Here is a 20,134-nt window from a genome sequence, read left to right on the forward strand (position 1 = left end):
CTAAAATAAGAAAGCCCTATCACAATACGCCAATATCCAGATTTAATCTGAAATTATTAAGTAAGGAAAGATTTTTTGATACACGGAGTCTTTTAAAATCACAATTTTCTTTAGGTCTTCTATTTCTTCATATTCACCATGCTGCTTTCGGTATTTCACGATCGCATTGGCAAGTTTGTAGTTGATGTAGGGGTGTTTTCGCAATTGATCGATTTCTAATGTATTGATATTCAACTGCCGAATCGCCGAAGGCTCAAAAGTCGTATGGTCTATGATCAAATCTGCGACACTGTCTGGCATATAGTTGATTTCGTAAACCTGCATTCGATCCACAAAACCTCCTAACTCCTCACGGGAAGTCACCACACTTTTGGCCCAGAAAGAACCGATACCACGGATCGTCTTTAGCTCAGTAGTATCTGCAGTATTAAGTTCATAGGTCTCTGGCTCAACCCGAAGGACTGTGGGAGGTTGTGAGATTGTCTCTACTGGAGCGGGTGCTGGCGCGGCATAGGTGACCGTCGGTTTATAAACTTGTCTTATTCTTCTTTTCTCGGGAGGTAAAAAGTACATGTAGTCGAAATAAGCCTTCACTAGACGCCTATTGATCCCGTAAATTTTCAATACATCTTCCTTCTTCTTAAACACCCCTCCTTTGGTCAAGTACTTTTTGATACGCTCGGCTATAGATCCTGTAAAACCCATTTTGATCCACTGGTCAGTACGTATCAGGTTAGGATCAAAATGCTTGGCATAGATTGGGAATTCCTCCACCTCCTGCGTCACCACGATCTGATTGCGAAGTTCATCCGCCCAAACCCGCAATTGCTCTTCATCTTGCGCGGCACCATGCTCGGTATTAGCGAGAAGATAGGACTTATAAATTTGAGGAATAAAAAGAGCAAATAGCATCGTAGGTACGAGCACAAAAAGTCCTCGAATCTCGGTACTGGAAAAACCAAAATACCGACGAAAGTAATTTGAAAAACGGTTGGTCACTCATTAAAAATAGAAAATCCTCGTCAATAATCTATGGCAAAGAATCTTTTCTTTCATAAGCTCCTAGATCGGGCATGGTGTCTCTCAGTGTACCTATGAGATCTAACGATATCTCTGACGCGATAGCTTTCCCTCTAGCAGGAGACAAGGAATCAATCTGATAATCATAAAAAGCAGGCACATGAAACTCAGGGTAGTTCCTTTCTTGGCTGATATCATTGCCTAGGGTCACCCAGTCCTCATTGGCTGACCGAATGATGTTGTCATGGAGGGCTATTGTGACATTGGATGCCCCAGACGAGTAAATACTAAGCTCTTCATCCTCTTCACCCCAAATGATCGAGTTGATCAACTCCACCGACAAATCCTCTGACAAGGTAGACCCATCACCGAGGGAGATGTAATCCGACAAGACGACCGAAGTGACCTCCCTTGTGTACAAACTGGGAGCATTAGAAAAAGTGCAATGCTCGTACTTATAATTTCCCCCTAAATAATTCCCCACCAATTCGGATTGACAATTGAAAACCTCAGTATTGAATACATAAATATCAGACGTAAAAGCCAGAATACCAGCAGATGACATGTGTCCTATACTCGTATTAGATACAATGAGATCATAGTCCACATCGTCATCAGGACTACCTACTCTCAACCCTATCACTCCATTTTTAATATCCGCATGGTCGATGATATTGTCTTTGCTGCCCTCTAAAAACAATATGGAGTTCCACTGCCCTGGAGCGACATCATAGCCTGCGTCAAATCGGGTATTTCGGATGATTACTTTATCTTCTGCTGTTCCTTGAATTTTGAGGGTTCCACCGATGGCTAAAGCGGAGTTGTTGTCAATGAAAATACGTGCCCCTGGCTCGACAGTCAACTGACATCCTGCAGCAACCAATACCGTATCATAGAGCACATAGGGCTTACCAGCAGTCCAGGTCACATCACATTCGACCACCTCTCGATCCAGAAAATAGGCATCTTGCCCCCATGCCACGAGTTTCACATCCGAAGCATTTTGGTTGTACTCGACCTGAACCGAATCCTTCACCAAATATGGCATATCTTCATCTGTCGGATCAATAAACACCTCTACCAAAACCATCAAACTATCCTTCCCGAAAATTATCTCCTTTTCAAAAGTCTTTCCTTTGACGCCATTGACGGTGAGCGTATAAGGCGAAGCATTCGTCTGACCCAAAGCCAAGCGATCTATCTCTATAGCATTTTTGTGTGGATTATAAATCCGAAATCGGCGAGTAATACTCCCCACGCTACTCAGTAGGGTGTCGAAGCGCACAGTATCTGACGAAAAGATCAACTGATGTGCAGGATTGGTCGAGACCTCTTCCTCCACAGGGTCACAAGACTGGATCAAAACCCAGCCCGATAACATCACCAAAAAGAATAGTGTCTTTTTCAATACCATGAAAGCCTAAGCCTCGCCATCTTTCATTTTTTCAGCATTCTCTGCGATACGTAGCTCTTCGATGAAGTTGCCTATTTCCCCATCCATGACAGTGGGCAGATTGTGCTGAGAGTAACCGATACGGTGATCAGTCACACGACCTTGCGCATAATTGTAGGTACGAATCTTATCAGAGCGATCTCCGCTGCCTACCATTGATTTTCGCTGAGCACCTACTTCGTCGTTATGCTTTTTGAGTTCAATGTCATAGATTCTTCCTCGCAATACCTTAAGTGCTTTTTCCAAGTTCTTGAGCTGGCTTTTCTCATCCTGACATGATACCACGAGCCCAGTCGGAATATGTGTCAATCGAATCGCCGAATAGGTCGTGTTCACCGACTGCCCACCTGGTCCACTAGAACAGAAAGTGTCCTTACGCACATCATTCATATCGATCTGTACATCTACCTCCTCCATCTCTGGCAAAACGGCTACTGTAGCTGCCGAGGTGTGTACACGCCCCTGCGTCTCGGTCGCTGGCACACGCTGTACACGGTGCACGCCAGACTCGAATTTCATCTTGCCATAGACATCCTCTCCGGTCACCATGCTGATGATTTCTTTGTACCCGCCAGACGACCCTTCGGTCAAATCCATGACATTGAGCTTCCAGCCTTGCTTCTCGGCATAGCGCTGGTACATTCTAAACAAGTCTCCAGCGAATATGGCCGCTTCGTCTCCACCTGCCCCTGCTCTAATCTCCAAGATGGAGTTCTTGTCATCATTGGGGTCTTTGGGGATCAACATTTCTTTGAGGTCCTCTTCGAGTTGGATTTTTTGAGGATCTAGTTCCTCTAGCTCCATTTTGGCCAGTTCTCTAAACTCTGGATCCTTTTCTGTTTCTAGGATTTCCTTAGAATTCTTGAGGTTTTCGAGCACAGTGCTGTACTCGTCATACTTCTTGACAATTTTTTCCAAGTCCTTATACTCCTTGCTCAGCTTTGAATAACTACTCATGTCATTCATAGCCTCTGGCTGAACGATCAGCTGTCCGACCTCTTCGAACCTGTGTTTAATTTCTTCTAACTTGTCAATCATGTATTACGTATTTGCTACAAAACTAATGAATGGAGTTGGTCTAAAAAATCTAAAATTCGTACTGTTAGTGCAAGGTTAATTTTGCGACCTTCCGAAAAGAAGAAAACCACTTGATTGCCATCAAATTAATCCCTATGAATCTACGTCTAATTTTCATCAGTCTCTCCTGTATTTTGTCTCTGGGATCATGTATCTCTGAAGACGAAATCATCCTTAAATCTGATCCGCTCTTAGCACAAATAGACAGTATACTTTCAGCGCAAAAAACAGGACTACTCAAAAAGCCTATCACCAAAACTGCCACCATCAACCAAAAGACCGAAAAAGAAACGCTCACGATAGATTCAGCTTTTATACAATCGGAGTTCAAAACTGTTCTAAGTAAAAAGTACGAGCAAGTGTTTACCAACGGAGGATACATCAAGAATACCTCAAAAAACAAAGCATCCTATACGAGAAAGAAGAGTGAAAATGCAGGTCCGATTTCACTAGAAATCATCATGAACCAATCGATCATTCAGCAGATTTCCCTCGTAGAGAAAAGAGATAACTTCCTATATGAGACCGAAACGCTAATTAGTCTTCATCTTGACTCTAGCAACCAACTCATAGAAAGTTATGAGATCGCTGGACATCAAAAAATCATCACACTAGACGAAAGCTCCTACGAGATCACAGGGAAAATCACAAATTAGATTTTCAACAATGCATCAAAAAAGCCCATGCTCTCATCCTTGTCTTTGACCACCAGGCAGGGAATATCTTGATCATAGTGAACTAGGCTCACCGCTGTACTACCGACCAGCATAGAAGCTGCTTTGGTTCGTCCCTTAGAACCAATGATAATGAGGTCAACATCTCTCTCCTGTGCCAGTTCATAGATGTTGTCAGAAGGTTTTTGATCCTCGTCTAACGTAAAAATCACTTCGAATTGACTATCATCCAACGCATTGGTTTTCTTAAACACGTCATACTCTTTTTGCTTGTTTTTGAGCATGATCTCAGCAAATTCATCATACGTTTTACCTGTACTACTGTACCCTGTTGGTACGAAGTAGACATGCTGTAGTATCACCTCGATATCGGTGTACTCTTTGATTCTCAGTGCCGTGTTGAGTGATTTGAGAGAGTTTTCTGAAAAGTCCAAGGGAATCAAAACTCTAGACACATCATACTTTTCGGTCACGGGTACCAGCATCACCGAACACAAAGATCCATTGAGAACTTTGGTCGCATTGATACCGCTAGAAACCGACCGGGGTTTGATTCCCATCACGACTACATCAATATCTTTGAGCCCACTCCATCCCAGGATATGTTGTGCTCCTGTGCCTTGAACCATCTCAATGTGCTTTTCACAGTCATTGGTAAACAAACGATCTATCTTATCCTGCAGATACTTTTTCATGGCCATATCAGTATTCGATGGTGCCACGTGAATGAAAGTCGTCTTGGTGTTCTTAAAAAAACGAGCCATCATCGAACTATATTCTAATAAATGGTCGTCCAAATTGGTACCATCGAGACAGACGAGCAGGTTGTTGAGATTGAGCATCAGGTATTGATTTTTATTCGAAATAAAATTAAAGCAAATTCAATGGATAACAAGTTTGGGGCAAACTTTAAAAGTACTTTTCATACCATTTCTGAAAAATATACAAGGCCCATACTTGTGCATGACTGTCCTCTGGATTGGTAGAAAATAATTTGGTTCGGAGCTTCTCGACCGCATCCCAATTAAACTGCCCTCCTGCCTCTATCTTGTCGCGATTAAAAACAGTCTGATCTAGCTCTTCTAGAAGAGCTGTTTTGAGCCAATCTAACAGCGGCATCTCAAAACCTTTTTTGGGTCGCTGATAGAGCTCCGCAGGTAGTATATCTCTATAGGTGTCTTGTAAAATTCGTTTTCGCATCTTGCTATTGATCTTATATTCCACGGGCAAGCTGTGCACCCACTCGACCAACTCATGGTCCAAGAATGGGACGCGCACCTCTAGACTAGAAGCCATCGACATGAGGTCGACTTTCTTGAGCATGTCATTGGGCAAGACAAACTTCGTGTCTCCCATCAGCATGTCATTGATATTTTGATAATCAGCCAATGGACTCATCCACTGTGTGTAATAGTCATCCTGTTGCTGGGGGGCTTTCATCATGCGCTGTGCATATCCTTGATCTGCAAGTGCAGCCAAAAACCAGTAGCGTTCTTGCGGAGCGATCTTTTTGGCCTTGTCGAAACGAATGACCTGGCGCATCAAGTTAGACCACTTGCCCGACCGGGACTGAGGCATCCGGTCAGCGATAGGTCGGATCGCAGTGGTCAGTTTACCAAAATATCGGTCTTGATCCATTTTGAGCCAAGCAGCGTGCTTGTTGTAGCCCGAAAAAATCTCATCTGCCCCGTCTCCAGACAGGGAGACCGTGACATGCTCTCTGGTCTTTTTGCTCAAAATATACACTGGCAGAGCCGATGAATCCGCAAAAGGCTCATCGATATGCTCCACAAAATCTGCCATATAGGACAGCATGTCTTCATTGCTAAGTTTGAATGTGGTGTGATTCGTTCCACATTTTTTGGCTACTAGTTCCGCATAGCTTGTTTCGTCAAAGAAAGGATTGTCCGAAAAACCTATGGAGAAAGTTGACAGTTGAGCGGTGTGTCGCGCAGCTATACTCGTGATGACACTGCTATCAATCCCTCCACTAAGGAAAGTCCCCAGCGGAACATCGGCAATCATTCGTTTTTTTACCGATGCCTCCAATCGCTCAGCCAATTCCTTTTTGGCCTCCTCATAACTCAAATCCTGACGCACTTTAGAGCGAAGCAACTCATAATAAGTACTGATCTCAGCTACTCCGTTTCGGATTTCAATACACTCTCCTGGCATGAGTTTTTTGATTCCCTTGACCATCGTCAAAGGTGCAGGAGTATAGTTGAGTTGTAGGTAATAGTGGAGTGCCTGTTGGTCGACTTGCTTATCAATCGCAAAGGCTAGCAGAGACTGCATCTCAGAAGCGAACAGCAATTTGGACTCGTCCTGCCAATACAGCAGCGGCTTAATGCCCATCCGATCCCTAGCGACAAAAAGAGACTGCTCATGCGTATCATAAATCGCCAGTGCAAAAAAACCATTGAGACGGTTAAGACAAGATTTGCCTTCCCGTGCATAGAGATGCATAATCACCTCGGTATCGGTATGAGAGTGGAAGTGAATTCCTTTAGCGATGAGCTCTTGACGTAGTTCTAGAAAGTTGAAAATCTCCCCATTGAACACCATCACATAGCGTCCATCCATAATCTGCATCGGCTGATGTCCGTGATCACTCGTGTCCAAAATAGACAAGCGACGATGCCCTAGCCCAACATTTTGATCCCTCCATGTTGCATGATGATCCGGTCCACGGTGTGCTATTCGCTCGGTGGCCTCTTCCAAATGCTCCATCTGAGCCTGCTCTGATTCTTTGAAAGCCCATATTCCTGTAATCCCACACATAATAGATCAAATGGTAAGCTGCAATAATAATGAATCACCAAAGATCGACATCTCTCGCTAGTGGGATTTTAGAACCAAATAGAATGAATAGTAGCGAAATAGTAGAAATTGGAAAATAAGAATATATTTGCGACCTGCTAACAAGGGGAATTAGCTCAGTTGGCTAGAGCGCTACGCTGGCAGCGTAGAGGTCATCGGTTCGAATCCGATATTCTCCACCAAAGGAAGTCTATATGGCTTCCTTTTTTTATCTTCGGTCATGGACGCACTTCTCACCGATATCAAGAATTGCACACTGTGTGAACCACACTTATCTACAGGGGTACGTCCCGTGCTGAGTGCTCATTCTCAAAGTAAAATTGTCATCATCGGGCAAGCGCCAGGTAGAGCCGTACATCAATCAGGCATACCATGGGACGACCCAAGTGGAGATAACCTTAGGCAATGGCTGGGGATAGACAAAACTATTTTCTACGAACCAGAGCAGATTGCATTGGTCCCTATGGGTTTTTGTTATCCTGGGACAGGAAAATCAGGTGATCTTCCTCCTCGAAAGGAATGTGCTCCACTATGGCATCAGTCCCTCTGGGAACAGATGAGTAAGGTAAAACTCACATTGCTCATCGGACAGTATGCCCAAAAATACTACTTGGGAAAAGGCACTTACAGTACCCTGACCGAAACGGTCAAGAACTATCAAGAGTACTTGCCGAAGTATTTTGTCTTGCCACACCCTTCACCACGCAACAATATCTGGAGGGCGAAGAACCCATGGTTTGACCAACAAGTCTTACCCGTTCTCAGAGAAAAAATTCATGAAATCGTGTAAGCAGGGGAACCAAAATACTACTATAAAACTTTATCCTTCTAAAAAAACACATGCCCAACACCCTAGAAACTAACAAGTCCAATGCCATCGCTTTTTATCAAATGGCCTATGAAGGCAATCCTCGCAAGGCCACAGAATTATATACAGGAGCGCATTATATTCAACACAACCCAGCTGTAGGAGACGGCAAAGAGGCCTTCATCTCCTACTTCGAAAAAATGCACGCCGAATATCCAGACAAATCCATCCAGTTCGTCCGAGCGATCGCAGAGGGAGATCTTGTATCACTTCATACCCATCAAGTCTGGCCTGATGACGACCAATATGTCACCATGGACTTTTTTCGCTTTGACGAGCATGGCAAAATCGTCGAACACTGGGACGCAATCCAACAAATCCCTAGAGTCTCTGCAAATGGGAATACGATGTACTAGTTAATTCGAAAATGAATATTTTTTTCCGACTTTATAATCTGAATTACGTAGTTTTCACAGACACTTTATAAAGTGTCTGTTTATTATCATCAAATAATTTCGACCTGAGCACTATCGACTCAGCAAATCAAACAAGCATGAAAAAAGAAACCATCAGTATCCATGGAGGGTATGAAACCGAGCCCACTACAAAATCTGTCGCTGTACCGATTTACCAAACTGTAGCATACGAATTTGACAATGCCCAGCACGGGGCAGATTTATTTAACCTAGAAGTACCTGGCAATATCTACAGCCGTATCATGAATCCAACTGTGGACGTACTAGAGCAGCGCATGGCTGCTTTAGAAGGAGGCGTGGCTGCCTTGTGCGTTAGTTCGGGCAGTGCAGCAGCCAACTACGCCATTCTAAATATCGCCGAAGCAGGAGATAATATCATTTCTACTCCACAGCTATATGGAGGAACCTATACGCTTTTTGCACACATGCTACCCAAACAAGGAATCGACGTGCGCTTCGCTGAGTCATCTGATGCTGCAGATATCGTCAAACTGATCGATGACAAAACCAAAGCAGTATACTGTGAGTCTATCGGAAATCCAGCGGGAAATATCACAGACATTGAAGCTATTGCAAAAGCAGCTCATGCCAAGGGTGTCCCTGTGATCGTCGACAATACAGTCGCTTCGCCAGCAATCATCAACCCTATCGAATATGGTGCAGACGTGGTTGTTCACTCACTGACCAAGTATGTCGGAGGACATGGTACTACGCTCGGTGGTGTAATCGTAGATAGTGGCAAGTTTCCATGGGATCAGCACACTAATCGCTTCCCGATGTTTAGCAATCCTGAGCCGGCATATCATGGCGTAGTGTACAACGAAACTTTCGGTCCAGCGGCATTTATCGCTCGCACACGAACGGTCGCACTGCGCAACACTGGATCAGCACTATCAGCCATGGCCGCTTTTCAGCTAATGCAGGGATTAGAAACCCTCAGTCTACGGATGGAGCGCCATTGTCAAAATGCTATGGCTGTCGCTCAGTACCTAGAAAAACACGACCAAGTATCTTGGGTGAGATATGGCGGCTTACCCTCTAGTGAGTATCACGACTTGGCAAAAAAATACTGTGATGGCAAACCCTCATCACTGATGACCTTTGGGATCAAAGGAGGATATGAAAAAGCAGAGAAGTTCTACGATGCATTGAACCTGTTCAAACGTCTCGTCAACATTGGTGATACCAAATCTCTGGCTTGCCATCCTTCATCCACCACACACCGACAGATGTCTGTCGAGGAACAAGCGAAGGCTGGCGTGACACAGGACTTGCTAAGGCTATGTATAGGAATCGAGCATATAGACGATATACTCGCTGATCTAGATCAGGCCTTTGCGACAGTCAAATAATCCCCCTAATAACTGCCTTCCTCTGTGTCGAAAATGTATTTCGGCACAGAGGTTTTCTTTTTTAAAAAGTTCTAGCTTCCCCCAATGGTTTTGAAAGCTTGCACAACAAATAGGTAAACGTTGTACAACAACACCTCTGAGCTTGCGCAAGCTTTGGTGCGAGGTAAGGGTACTTCATGAAAACAGCCCTTTACTCACGTGAAATATCTTATTCACCCCTTTTATGGATCAGTTGGTATGTCTGGAAATAAAAATCAATATTTGATATTGAGCATTCGATATTCATTATTCCAATCATTTAAATATTACCTCAAAGACTCATAATAGGTGATTATTTTATAAAAAAAACAATAACGGATTTCGAACAACGAATCGTTGAATAACGAAGTGATCCCTTTTCTTTCAAGACCTGAGCTGAAAACATTAATAGATTTGTTTCTTTATAAGAGACATGAATAGAGTTTATGATGCTAATTCTAGCAATAAAAGAACTGATTCAAAGGTATTTAGGTTGGATTTAGATTTTCTGATGCATTATGAGGGTTTAATCACTAGCTTTGCGGCTGGATAGAAAAAAAGCCCCATATGAAGCGCGTCAACGAGTATCGAAAACTGTATAATGTAGCTCCAGACACTGATCTGAAGCAACTCAAAACGACCTATAGAAATCTGGTCAAAGAATGGCACCCAGACAAGTTCCAAGATGAAACTGAAAAGGCTGCTGCTGAGCTCAAAAGTCAGCAAATCATCGACGCGTACCACTTTCTCGTGAGCATCGCGCCAGAGACCAAAGAGGCCAATCTCGCCGAATACACGGTCACGACTACCGAATCTGGTATAGCAGACTTCAAGCACAAAGGGCTGTTGCTAGAGGTCTCGTTCATGGATGGCACGACCTACGAATACTTTGGGGTCAACAAAAACATGTATGCCAAGCTAGTCAACGCAGACAAGCCCTACCGCTTTGCCAAACGAAACATCTTCAATGCCTACCTCTACAGAAAGTCTAAAAAAGACCAAGTACAGGACTAAGCCGTTCTTCTAGAGATCGAAAACATCAAATCCCATGGGCTCAGGCTGATGGGATTTTTTGTTGGTAGAAAGGGTCTGTGTATCACAGACCAACACCAAACATGAGGGCACTAACCTTTTCGCTACCCATCTGAAAGTTCTCCATACAGCAAAGTGGGGCTTTTCTAAACCCTTGGAGTACGCACAGTTCACCCATGTCTTATTTCAAATACTCGAACTCGCCGTTCACCGTTTTGATGGTGGCTTTGGTGGTTTCGGAGGATTCTACGCGACCGATGATTTGAGCAGGTACGCCGAAGGATTCCGAAATGGCGATGATCTCTGCCGCTAGCTCTTCTGGTACATAGAGTTCCATACGGTGCCCCATGTTGAAGACTTTGTACATTTCTTTCCAGTCCGTACCACTCTCCTCATGAATCAGCTTGAACAGCGGAGGAATCTCGAAGAGATTGTCTTTGATCACATGTACATCATTGACGAAGTGTAGTACTTTGGTCTGGGCGCCACCGCTACAGTGTACCATACCATGGATTTGTGATCTATAGCCCTCCAGTATCTTTTTGATGATAGGCGCGTAGGTTCTGGTCGGTGACAAGACGAGTTTACCTGTGTCTAGCGGTGAGCCTTCTACTTTGTCTAGCAAATCTTTGCTCCCTGAGTAGATAAGCTCAGCTGGTACAGATGGGTCAAAACACTCTGGATACTTCTCCATGTACTTCTTGGCGAAGACATCATGGCGCGCAGAAGTCAATCCGTTGCTACCCATACCGCCGTTGTACTCGGTCTCATAGTTGGCCTGTCCATACGAGGCTAGTCCGACGATGACGTCACCGCCTGTGATTTTCTCATTGCTGATCACATCGGCTCTTTTCATGCGGCCGATGACGGTACTGTCTACTACGACGGTACGTACGAGATCACCCAAATCAGCTGTTTCACCACCCGTAGATTTGATATCCACACCATTGTCACGGAGCATCTGGAGGACTTCTTCTGTGCCTTCGATCAGTGCGGTGAGCACTTCGCCCGGAATCAAATTTTTGTTCCTACCTATCGTGGACGAGAGCAAGATGTTGTCGACTGCACCTACACACAGCAGATCGTCGGTGTTCATGATGACCGCATCCTGCGCGATCCCTTTCCAGACCGACAGATCACCCGTTTCTTTCCAATACATATAGGCCAAAGACGACTTGGTCCCTGCACCATCGGCATGCATGATGTTGCAGTAGTCCTCGCTACCACCGAGCATATCAGGGACGATTTTACAAAAGGCATTTGGGAATACGCCTTTGTCTATGTTTTTGATGGCGTTGTGTACGTCTTCTTTAGAGGCCGACACGCCTCGCTGCATATATCTTTCGTCCATGGTATCGAGCTATGAATAATGCCGCAAAGCTAATAAACTATCTCTTTTGCTCTCTGATTCTAGCGAGTTCATTATCAATCTAATCTTAGACATTAAGCATCATTTTGACCCTTCCTAGCTAATACTTCTTAGGTTTTGATGGAAAAGAAAGTATATTTATTTTCTTAAAAAACGAGACTAAATTATTATACATGTTAAGCAAAGTAGAAAACCTCAGTGAATACTTTTTGGCCTACGAAAAGAGTGTTGCCAATACCGACACCTTTTGGGAGAGAGTAGCCAATCAGTTTTACTGGAGAAAAAGATGGGACAAAGTAGTAGAATCAGATTTTGAGAAGGGCAAAGCAGAATGGTTCATCAACGGAAAACTCAACATCACCGAAAACATCCTTGAGCGCCACCTATTCACCATAGGAGACAAGCCCGCCATCATCTGGGAACCCAACAACCCCAAGGAGGACAACATCACACTCACCTATAAGCAGCTCCACCAGAAGGTGTGTGAATTTGCCAACGTCCTGCTCAATAACAACATCCAAAAAGGCGATCGCGTTATCATCTACATGCCGATGATCCCAGAGGCGGCCATTGCGATGCTGGCCTGTGCCCGTATCGGTGCGGTACACTCTGTAGTATTTGCTGGTTTTTCATCGTCAGCACTCGCAGACCGTATCATCGACTGTGAGGCCAAAATGGTCTTAACTTCAGACGGCAACTTCAGAGGAGCCAAATCCATCGGCGTAAAATCAGTCGTGGACGAAGCACTAGAAAAAACAACAACAGTCGAAAAAGTCATCGTCGTAGAGCGCACCAAGACGCCTGTCACCATGAAGGCAGACAGAGACCTATGGTGGCATAACGAAGTGGCCAAAGTAGACGCCAACAATAAGGCCGAAGAAATGGACTCAGAGGACATGCTCTTCATCCTGTACACATCTGGCTCGACGGGACAGCCCAAAGGAGTCGTACACACTACAGGAGGTTACATGGTCTACACCCAGTATTCGTTCCAAAACGTGTTTCAATACAACACCGATGATGTGTACTGGTGTACCGCAGATGTCGGCTGGATTACAGGACACTCCTATATCGTATATGGCCCCTTACTCACAGGAGCTACTACGATCATGTTCGAGGGGGTACCAACCTATCCCGATGCAGGTAGATTTTGGGAGATCGTTGACAAGTACAAGGTCAATCAGTTCTACACTGCGCCTACAGCCATCCGTGCCCTACAGGCATATGGACTAGAAGCGGTCACACCCTACAAACTGGACTCGCTCAAAGTACTCGGTACGGTAGGTGAACCCATCAACGAAGAAGCATGGCACTGGTACCACGATCATATCGGCAAGGGCAAATGTCCAATCGTCGATACGTGGTGGCAGACAGAAACAGGAGGAATTATGATCTCTCCACTAGCGGGACTCACTCCTACCAAACCCGGCTATGCAACTCTACCGCTACCGGGCATCCGTCCAGTGATCGTAGACCCTGATGGCAACATACTGAAAGGTAACGGCGTACAAGGCAACCTGTGCATCAGTCACCCTTGGCCCTCAATGATACGCACGACCTACGGCGATCATGAGCGCTGCATCAACACCTACTTTTCCACGTATAAGGGGATGTATTTCACTGGAGATGGAGTTAAAAGAGACGAGGACGGATACTACCGCATCCTAGGCCGTGTCGATGATGTCATCAATGTCTCTGGACACAGAATGGGCACAGCCGAAGTAGAAAATGCCATCAACGAGCACCCAAAAGTCATCGAATCGGCAGTGGTCGGTTTCCCACACAACATCAAGGGGCAAGGTATCTACGCCTATGTGATCTGTGATATGGAAGGACGCACGGAAGCGAATCTCAAAGAGGAAATTCGTGCTACGGTCAGCAAAATCATCGGACCAATCGCCAAGCCAGACCAGGTGCAGATCGTATCAGGGTTGCCAAAAACCAGATCTGGTAAGATCATGCGTAGAATCCTGAGAAAGGTTGCCGAAAAGGACACTTCAAACCTAGGTGACACCTCCACACTACTCAACCCAGAAGTAGTCGATGAGATCATCAAGGGTGCGCAGTAAAAATCAACACATGCTAAACCACTGCCAGACATCAAGGCAGTGGTTTTTTATTTCCTCTTTATCAAACCATACCCGAGAGTGAACAATAATTGGTGAGAACTCATCTTTCCAAAGTAACCGAGTCCCAGCTGATATTTTAGATCCATATGAATCTCTCGTTTTTTCGCGGTTTGGTACACTAAGCCTGATCCAAAAGCAATACCAGAATTAACCCCGACATTAGATGAACTCAGTTCATATCTACCCGTTGGGTAATAAAATACCTCCCCGTCATAGGGACCTCCATCATGATAGTGAATAGTCTGATCGCGGTATCCATCTTGGTCAACTATAAAATCCATAAAGACACCTGCCGCTAGTATCGGTCTAAGTTTTTTGTTTGGAAAATGAAACCGCCATACCAACGAATTGCTAACCATCTGGTTATCGAAGACAATATAATTACGACGATCAATATCATAAATTTCGAGATGTTCAACATTAAGACTAGAAGCAGTCCATCTCTGATAACTAATCTCATATTGAAAATATACTCTTTCATCTAAGTTAGGCAGATTGATCCTAACAAATAGACCCGCTAGGCCGTAAGGGTTTGAAGAGTAGGTATTTCCGTTTAAGTAACGTGACGCGTCTCGATAGGCATTTTCACCACTCCTTAACCAAACCAGCTGCCCACCTATGAGCGGACCAAAATTGACTGTAGCTGCGGGTAATTTCTTCTCGTACACTATGCATGATTCGTCAGCACAGACCTCTGCATGGTATTGACTCCCTAGGTTAATTAAATTCTTGTGATTTAGAGGTTTAGAACCTGCCTTTCGCATCAACGTAGGGCTATCTCTAAAGGCGTATCTCAATAATCCAACATATTCCTTGCTCTCACTTTTGTAAGTATGATGATTTTCATAGGTTTCTACCTCCTCATTATTTAAAGGTCTCAATTCCCCATCACAATCAATCAAATAATGCCCACCCTCTGAGTCAAAATAATAGTAGAAATCTACAATCCCGTCTATTAAATACTCTGTAAACACCATCTTCGAACCCTCTTTGGTTTCGAAACGCTGAGCAACATAATATTTACTGTCTATAAAACGATAGGACTGGATCTCTTGGGGCGTATAGGTAATCTTATCTTCTGAGTCTAGCTCTGATTTAAAAAAGCATTTCTCAGAGTTTGTTTTGTTGCCTCGATAATCTATATATCCTGAAATAGTGTCTTGTTGGTGATTGATTATAAAACCTGCTCTAAAATCATTTTGTGAAACGGCACTTAGACTAGACAGCAAACAAAATAACCCTAAGAAACGGCGCATGATATAATAGTTGGTAAAAATAAGAGGCAATACTAATCAAAACTCAACTACTCCTCTTTGAGGTGCGAGTCAATTTCACTTCCCATATCTCTGGTGATATCGTCCATTTCCTTTGATGCTTCGGCTACTTTTTCAATCCAAAATTCACGCTGGTCGAATTCTGATTCTTTTTTGATCAGACTCATAAGTCCCATAATCCGAGTCAATGGCCCTCGTACCCGATGTGCATTGTCAAAAGCAAACTTGGTCAGCTTGCTATTCTTATCTCTAATCTCTTGCGTACGTATCTCGACCAGCTCTTCTAGCTTTTCATTCATTTCATTGAGGGCGTCGTTGTATGCCTTTAACTCCTCAGCTTGATCAGTAATCGCTAAATTAAGGTCTTTCAACTCTTTATTTTTCTCGCTAAGCTGTGCTGTTCTCTCTTTCACCATTACCTTGAGCTGCTGCTCTCTGATGGAAATCTTAAATATTCTCCATCTAATAAAAGCATAAATAATCAACCCCGCCAAAATCACTACTGCCGAAATGGCCCACCATGTCAACCACCACGGAGGTAAAATAATGATACGTATCGACGCTGGAGATTCTTGCCATACCCCATCGTTATTAGCGGCTTTTACTTTAAAAACATATTGACCGAAAGGCAAATGCGAGTAGGTTACTTCTTTCTGATTTCCTACATAATTCCAATCCGTGTCCAACCCCTCTAGCATAAATGCATAAGCATTATACTCTGGACTTGTATAGTTCAGCCCAATGTAGGACAGAGTAAAACGCCACTGCTCATTGTCAAAAGTAATTTCATCAACCGTACTAATGTGCTCCTGTATCAGCCCTGTAGAATCATTAGGCTCAACCACTTTGTTAAATAATTTTAGACCTGTAATATGTACCTGTGGTGGACATTCATTAAAAGGGATATTTTCTGAATCAAAATAATTCACCCCCTGAGTTCCTCCCAGATAAATCACCCCATCTTGACAGATATAAGCGGCATTTTTTGTAAATTCATCATTTTGTAAACCGTCTCTATAAGTGTAGCTAATAACACTATCTGCCAACGGGTCGTACTGACTCAGCTTATTTACAGAGGCTATCCAAAATCTACCCCTTTTATCTTGTAATATGGAACGAATATCATGACTTGGCAGCTTACCTTTAATTACATTTTCAAAAAGCATCGTCTCCGGATCAACTTTTATGAGTCCTGATGAAGTAGCACAGTAAATGTTCTGATCATTGCCTTCATATATTTGAGCTACCCAATCATTCGCTATATCTAATGGCCTACCAGTCTTGAATTGAAGTTGTTCAAACTTTCCACTCCCCTTGTTTTCATGTCTTAATATATAGAGTCCGCTAGTCGCTCCTCCTACCCAAATATTGCCCTGACTATCCTCAAAAAGAGCAAATGTCAAGTTGCTCTTTAGACTATTTGGATCTTTTCTATCATGTAGATAGCTTTTCACTTGTCCAGTAGTTGGATCAATACGCTGTACTCCTTGACCAAAACTAGTCGCCCAGATCATCCCTTCTTTATCCTGAATTAGTTCGAAAACACTCTTTAGTGCGCCATTTTCTGGCTGAAAGAAAGAAACCTCTAATGTCTTTTCATCTATGATATTAATTCCCCCCTTCCAAGTTCCTACCCAAACCTCTCCCTCTTCCACTTCCAGCATTGTAAGGACAGCATCCGAAGACAAGCTATGGTTTTTTCCTTCTTCCCACTTCAATACTTCAACGGTCTTATCTATCGGATCAAAAATATTAACACCACCTCCATCTGTAGCAATCCACATACGCCCTTCGCTATCTTCGTGAAAATATCGAATAATATTGTTACTCAAATTAACCTTCTGGGAATAGGTCTTTTGAAGGTGCTGGAATTTATACAATAGCGGGTCTACTATATCGACCCCTTCTAATGCCGTTCCTACCCATAGACGGTTTTGCTGATCTTGGTAAACACAGCGAATAGATATATTGGTAATAGAATTAGGACTACTATCGGGAATGTAGCTATGGAACCCATCTATCTGTGCATCGTATAGATGTAACCCTCCATTATCATTACATACCCAAATCCTTTTCTCTTTGTCCAAGTATATCTGGGTAACAAAATTGTTTCTGAGCGAAAAGGGATCACCACGATCGTGATAATAATGATGGAGTACCACTGGCTTTTTTTTACTAATGTCAATAACAAATACTCCTTTTTCTAATGTGCCTACCCAGAGATTATTTTCATTCACAATCTCTAATGAGACAATATCTTCTACTACATGCCCATTTTCATCTAGTAGGCCTATTTTACCCACCTCATCCGTTTCTAGATCTAGGTAGTTTAAGTACTTAGCACTGCTTCCAACCCAAAGTCTTTGGTGTTTATGATCAAGAGCCAGTGCACGTAGTTCTAAACTACTAAAAGCATAATTAAACAATGGAGCCTCATTCCCTGCTTCAAAATAGGGATAAAAACGATCTGATCGATAGTCATAGACTAACAATCCTTCGGTAAAAGAGGCTACCAACAAGCGCTCTCTCTCAGGATCTTCTACAAAATCTAGAATAATATTAGGGGATTGTAAATCTGGAAAATAACGCTGTTCTACTTCTATGGTCTCAATCCTATCCTGCGTTAGTACATAACGGGACAGGCCATCCATAGATCCTACCCAGAGGGTCTTTCGGGAATCTTCCAACAAACACTTTATACGACTAGATTTGAGAGCACTCGAATCTCCGTTATGCAAGAAAAGACGATAATTTTGTCCATCATATCGATGTAGGCCATTATAGGTTCCTATCCACATGTAACCATCATGATCTTGACAAAACGCCGTAATCTTATTATTATTCAACCCATCGATATGATGAAAATTCAACCGAGGTGCTTGTATAGACAGGGAATCCAATTTAGCCACAGCCATTTGCACCCCTAAAAACATTAGGACGCATATGTTAAAAACTCGTCGAATGTACAGCTGCTGTAGATACATAGGGCTTAAGTGTTTCCTAATTTAATTAAAAAGCACCTAAGCCCTAGAGTATTAGTGAAAATCGCTATTAAAACTCAAATTTAATCCCTTGAGCTAATGGCAGATTGTTGGTATAATTAATCGTATTAGTTTGTCTACGCATATAGACTTTCCAGGCGTCTGAACCAGACTCTCGACCTCCTCCTGTTTCCTTTTCTCCTCCGAATGCACCACCTATTTCAGCACCTGAGGTTCCTATATTGACATTGGCAATCCCACAATCAGAACCTGCATAGGACAAAAATTGCTCGGACTCACGCATATCGCGTGTCATTATCGCCGACGAAAGCCCTTGTGGCACATCGTTTTGAATAGCAATCGCTTCATCTAGGTCTTTGTAGCGAATCAAATAAAGTATCGGCGCAAAGGTTTCATGCTGCACGATCTCATAATCATTTTTAACTTCAAAAATCGCAGGTTTCACATAGCATCCTGAAGCATAGTCGTCTCCTGTCAACACTTCTCCGTCCACTATCATTTTGGCTCCCTCAGCCTTTGCTTTTGCAATAGACTGCTCATACATATCGACCGCTAACGTATCGATCAAGGGACCGACATGGTTCTTCTCATCAAGTGGATTCCCAATTTTGAGTTGAGCATAGGCACTCTTCAGTTTGCTAGCTACCTCATCAAATATATCCTCATGAATGATCAATCTACGGGTCGAAGTACAACGCTGACCACAAGTGCCAACTGCTCCGAATACCGCCCCGATGAGTGACATATCCAAGTCCGCATTTGGTGTAATAATGATGGCATTGTTACCACCCAACTCTAGCAATGCACGTCCAAGACGCTTGCCTACTGTCTCTCCCACAGCTTTGCCCATTCGGGTAGAACCTGTTGCCGACACGAGTGGCACGTGACTATCGGCACTCAGCAACTGGCCAATCTGCGCATCACCAATCACGAGGTTGCTTACCCCTTCGGGTACGTCATTCTCAGCAAATACCTTTGCAGTAATTTTTTGGCACGCAATGGCCGTGAGTGGAGTCTTTTCACTTGGCTTCCATATGGCCACATCACCACACACCCAAGCTAAAGCTGTGTTCCAAGCCCAAACAGCTACTGGGAAGTTAAATGCCGAAATGATCCCAACAATCCCTAACGGATGATACTGCTCGTACATTCTATGACCTGGTCGCTCAGAGTGCATGGTTAATCCATAGAGCTGTCGAGAAAGACCCACCGCAAAATCGCAGATATCGATCATCTCCTGTACTTCTCCGAGTCCCTCTTGATAGGATTTTCCCATCTCGTAAGACACCAATTTGCCAAGTGCTTCTTTCTTTTCTCTCAAGGCATCACCTAGCTGGCGCACTACATCGCCCCTCTTAGGTGCTGGCACTTGTCGCCAAGCTTTAAAAGCCGTTTGAGCTGTCTCTCTGATTTGAAGATAGGTCTTCTCATCAGAAGCCTGAACTTTCCCTATCAGGAGACCGTCTGCTGGAGAATGAGATGATATTTCACTGCCAGTACTCTTGATCCAAGTGCTACCAGTACTGCTACCTAGTTCGGCAGGTGATAATCCGAGGCTATCGATGGCCTCTTTTATTCCGTATTGATTTGACATAATTTGGGTTTTTATGTTTTAACAAATCTATCAAAA

The 20,134-nt window shown here is 43.6% G+C and carries 15 protein-coding genes and 1 tRNA gene; 7 read left to right on the top strand and 9 right to left on the bottom strand.

Annotated elements, in window-relative coordinates; translation table 11 throughout:
* Positions 1-42: 42 nt before the first annotated feature.
* Genes BUB99_RS07815 through prfA form a run of 3 tightly spaced genes read right to left on the bottom strand, consistent with a single transcriptional unit; the run spans position 43 to position 3,511 of the window.
* Positions 43-999: a helix-hairpin-helix domain-containing protein gene (locus BUB99_RS07815; RefSeq protein ID WP_073121217.1), complete on the bottom strand. Its 957-nt coding sequence runs from the start codon at positions 997-999 to the stop codon at positions 43-45.
* 31 nt (positions 1,000-1,030) lie between these two features.
* Positions 1,031-2,428 (bottom strand): hypothetical protein, encoded by a 1,398-nt coding sequence (locus tag BUB99_RS07820; protein WP_139280941.1) that lies wholly within the window; start codon positions 2,426-2,428, stop codon positions 1,031-1,033.
* A 12-nt stretch (positions 2,429-2,440) separates the two neighbouring features.
* Positions 2,441-3,511, bottom strand: coding sequence for a peptide chain release factor 1 (gene prfA, locus BUB99_RS07825; protein ID WP_073121219.1), 1,071 nt, complete (start codon positions 3,509-3,511; stop codon positions 2,441-2,443).
* 134 nt (positions 3,512-3,645) lie between these two features.
* On the opposite strand from prfA, the gene BUB99_RS07830 reads away from it, so the two are divergent.
* Positions 3,646-4,206: a hypothetical protein gene (locus BUB99_RS07830; RefSeq protein WP_119845341.1), complete on the top strand. Its 561-nt coding sequence runs from the start codon at positions 3,646-3,648 to the stop codon at positions 4,204-4,206.
* Here BUB99_RS07830 and BUB99_RS07835 read toward each other — a convergent pair.
* Both BUB99_RS07835 and asnB read right to left on the bottom strand, forming a co-directional pair.
* Positions 4,203-5,066: a universal stress protein gene (locus tag BUB99_RS07835; protein WP_073121223.1), complete on the bottom strand. Its 864-nt coding sequence runs from the start codon at positions 5,064-5,066 to the stop codon at positions 4,203-4,205. The genes BUB99_RS07830 and BUB99_RS07835 overlap by 4 nt on opposite strands.
* 67 nt (positions 5,067-5,133) lie before the next feature.
* Positions 5,134-7,005 (bottom strand): asparagine synthase (glutamine-hydrolyzing), encoded by a 1,872-nt coding sequence (gene asnB, locus BUB99_RS07840; RefSeq protein WP_073121225.1) that lies wholly within the window; start codon positions 7,003-7,005, stop codon positions 5,134-5,136.
* Between the two features lie 144 nt (positions 7,006-7,149).
* On the opposite strand from asnB, the gene BUB99_RS07845 reads away from it, so the two are divergent.
* The 5 genes from BUB99_RS07845 (at position 7,150) to BUB99_RS07865 (ending at position 10,712) form a co-directional block, all read left to right on the top strand.
* Positions 7,150-7,226, top strand: a tRNA-Ala gene (locus tag BUB99_RS07845).
* A gap of 38 nt (positions 7,227-7,264) precedes the next feature.
* Positions 7,265-7,834: a uracil-DNA glycosylase family protein gene (locus BUB99_RS07850; protein ID WP_073121227.1), complete on the top strand. Its 570-nt coding sequence runs from the start codon at positions 7,265-7,267 to the stop codon at positions 7,832-7,834.
* Positions 7,835-7,884: 50 nt separating this feature from the next.
* Positions 7,885-8,268, top strand: coding sequence for a nuclear transport factor 2 family protein (locus BUB99_RS07855; protein WP_073121229.1), 384 nt, complete (start codon positions 7,885-7,887; stop codon positions 8,266-8,268).
* A gap of 137 nt (positions 8,269-8,405) precedes the next feature.
* A complete protein-coding gene (locus BUB99_RS07860; protein ID WP_073121230.1) occupies positions 8,406-9,680 on the top strand; it encodes an O-acetylhomoserine aminocarboxypropyltransferase/cysteine synthase family protein in 1,275 nt (424 codons plus the stop codon).
* A 585-nt stretch (positions 9,681-10,265) separates the two neighbouring features.
* Complete coding sequence (locus tag BUB99_RS07865) at positions 10,266-10,712, top strand: KTSC domain-containing protein (RefSeq protein WP_073121231.1); 447 nt, start codon at positions 10,266-10,268, stop codon at positions 10,710-10,712.
* A gap of 199 nt (positions 10,713-10,911) precedes the next feature.
* On the opposite strand, the gene BUB99_RS07870 is transcribed toward BUB99_RS07865, so the two are convergent.
* Complete coding sequence (locus BUB99_RS07870) at positions 10,912-12,081, bottom strand: AIR synthase related protein (protein WP_073121239.1); 1,170 nt, start codon at positions 12,079-12,081, stop codon at positions 10,912-10,914.
* 191 nt (positions 12,082-12,272) lie between these two features.
* Between BUB99_RS07870 and acs the strand changes: the two genes are divergently transcribed.
* Positions 12,273-14,168 carry an acetate--CoA ligase gene (acs, locus tag BUB99_RS07875; RefSeq protein WP_073121241.1) on the top strand — a complete coding sequence of 632 codons (1,896 nt, stop codon included), beginning with the start codon at positions 12,273-12,275 and terminating at the stop codon, positions 14,166-14,168.
* Positions 14,169-14,215: 47 nt separating this feature from the next.
* On the opposite strand, the gene BUB99_RS07880 is transcribed toward acs, so the two are convergent.
* The 3 genes from BUB99_RS07880 to amaB all read right to left on the bottom strand — a co-directional run bounded on the left by BUB99_RS07880 (position 14,216) and on the right by amaB (position 20,098).
* Positions 14,216-15,484 carry a hypothetical protein gene (locus tag BUB99_RS07880; RefSeq protein WP_073121242.1) on the bottom strand — a complete coding sequence of 423 codons (1,269 nt, stop codon included), beginning with the start codon at positions 15,482-15,484 and terminating at the stop codon, positions 14,216-14,218.
* A gap of 47 nt (positions 15,485-15,531) precedes the next feature.
* The gene (locus BUB99_RS07885) at positions 15,532-18,435 is read right to left on the bottom strand and encodes a ligand-binding sensor domain-containing protein (protein WP_073121243.1); all 2,904 of its coding nucleotides are present in this window, start codon (positions 18,433-18,435) and stop codon (positions 15,532-15,534) included.
* A gap of 118 nt (positions 18,436-18,553) precedes the next feature.
* Entirely contained in the window at positions 18,554-20,098 is a 1,545-nt protein-coding gene (amaB, locus tag BUB99_RS07890; RefSeq protein WP_073121244.1) for an L-piperidine-6-carboxylate dehydrogenase, read from the bottom strand.
* Positions 20,099-20,134: the final 36 nt, after the last annotated feature.

This window comes from Reichenbachiella agariperforans (genome assembly GCF_900142205.1).
Taxonomy (GTDB): Bacteria; Bacteroidota; Bacteroidia; order Cytophagales; family Cyclobacteriaceae; genus Reichenbachiella; species Reichenbachiella agariperforans.

What these genes read in the sequence shown, in the direction of transcription:
- prfA (WP_073121219.1), bottom strand. Translation starts at nt 3,511, where the DNA reads ATGATTGACAAGTTAGAAGAAATTAAACACAGGTTCGAAGAGGTCGGA.
- BUB99_RS07830 (WP_119845341.1), top strand. Translation starts at nt 3,646, where the DNA reads ATGAATCTACGTCTAATTTTCATCAGTCTCTCCTGTATTTTGTCTCTG.
- BUB99_RS07835 (WP_073121223.1), bottom strand. Translation starts at nt 5,066, where the DNA reads ATGCTCAATCTCAACAACCTGCTCGTCTGTCTCGATGGTACCAATTTG.
- asnB (WP_073121225.1), bottom strand. Translation starts at nt 7,005, where the DNA reads ATGTGTGGGATTACAGGAATATGGGCTTTCAAAGAATCAGAGCAGGCT.
- BUB99_RS07850 (WP_073121227.1), top strand. Translation starts at nt 7,265, where the DNA reads ATGGACGCACTTCTCACCGATATCAAGAATTGCACACTGTGTGAACCA.
- BUB99_RS07855 (WP_073121229.1), top strand. Translation starts at nt 7,885, where the DNA reads ATGCCCAACACCCTAGAAACTAACAAGTCCAATGCCATCGCTTTTTAT.
- BUB99_RS07860 (WP_073121230.1), top strand. Translation starts at nt 8,406, where the DNA reads ATGAAAAAAGAAACCATCAGTATCCATGGAGGGTATGAAACCGAGCCC.
- BUB99_RS07865 (WP_073121231.1), top strand. Translation starts at nt 10,266, where the DNA reads ATGAAGCGCGTCAACGAGTATCGAAAACTGTATAATGTAGCTCCAGAC.
- BUB99_RS07870 (WP_073121239.1), bottom strand. Translation starts at nt 12,081, where the DNA reads ATGGACGAAAGATATATGCAGCGAGGCGTGTCGGCCTCTAAAGAAGAC.
- acs (WP_073121241.1), top strand. Translation starts at nt 12,273, where the DNA reads ATGTTAAGCAAAGTAGAAAACCTCAGTGAATACTTTTTGGCCTACGAA.
- BUB99_RS07880 (WP_073121242.1), bottom strand. Translation starts at nt 15,484, where the DNA reads ATGCGCCGTTTCTTAGGGTTATTTTGTTTGCTGTCTAGTCTAAGTGCC.
- BUB99_RS07885 (WP_073121243.1), bottom strand. Translation starts at nt 18,435, where the DNA reads ATGTTTTTAGGGGTGCAAATGGCTGTGGCTAAATTGGATTCCCTGTCT.
- amaB (WP_073121244.1), bottom strand. Translation starts at nt 20,098, where the DNA reads ATGTCAAATCAATACGGAATAAAAGAGGCCATCGATAGCCTCGGATTA.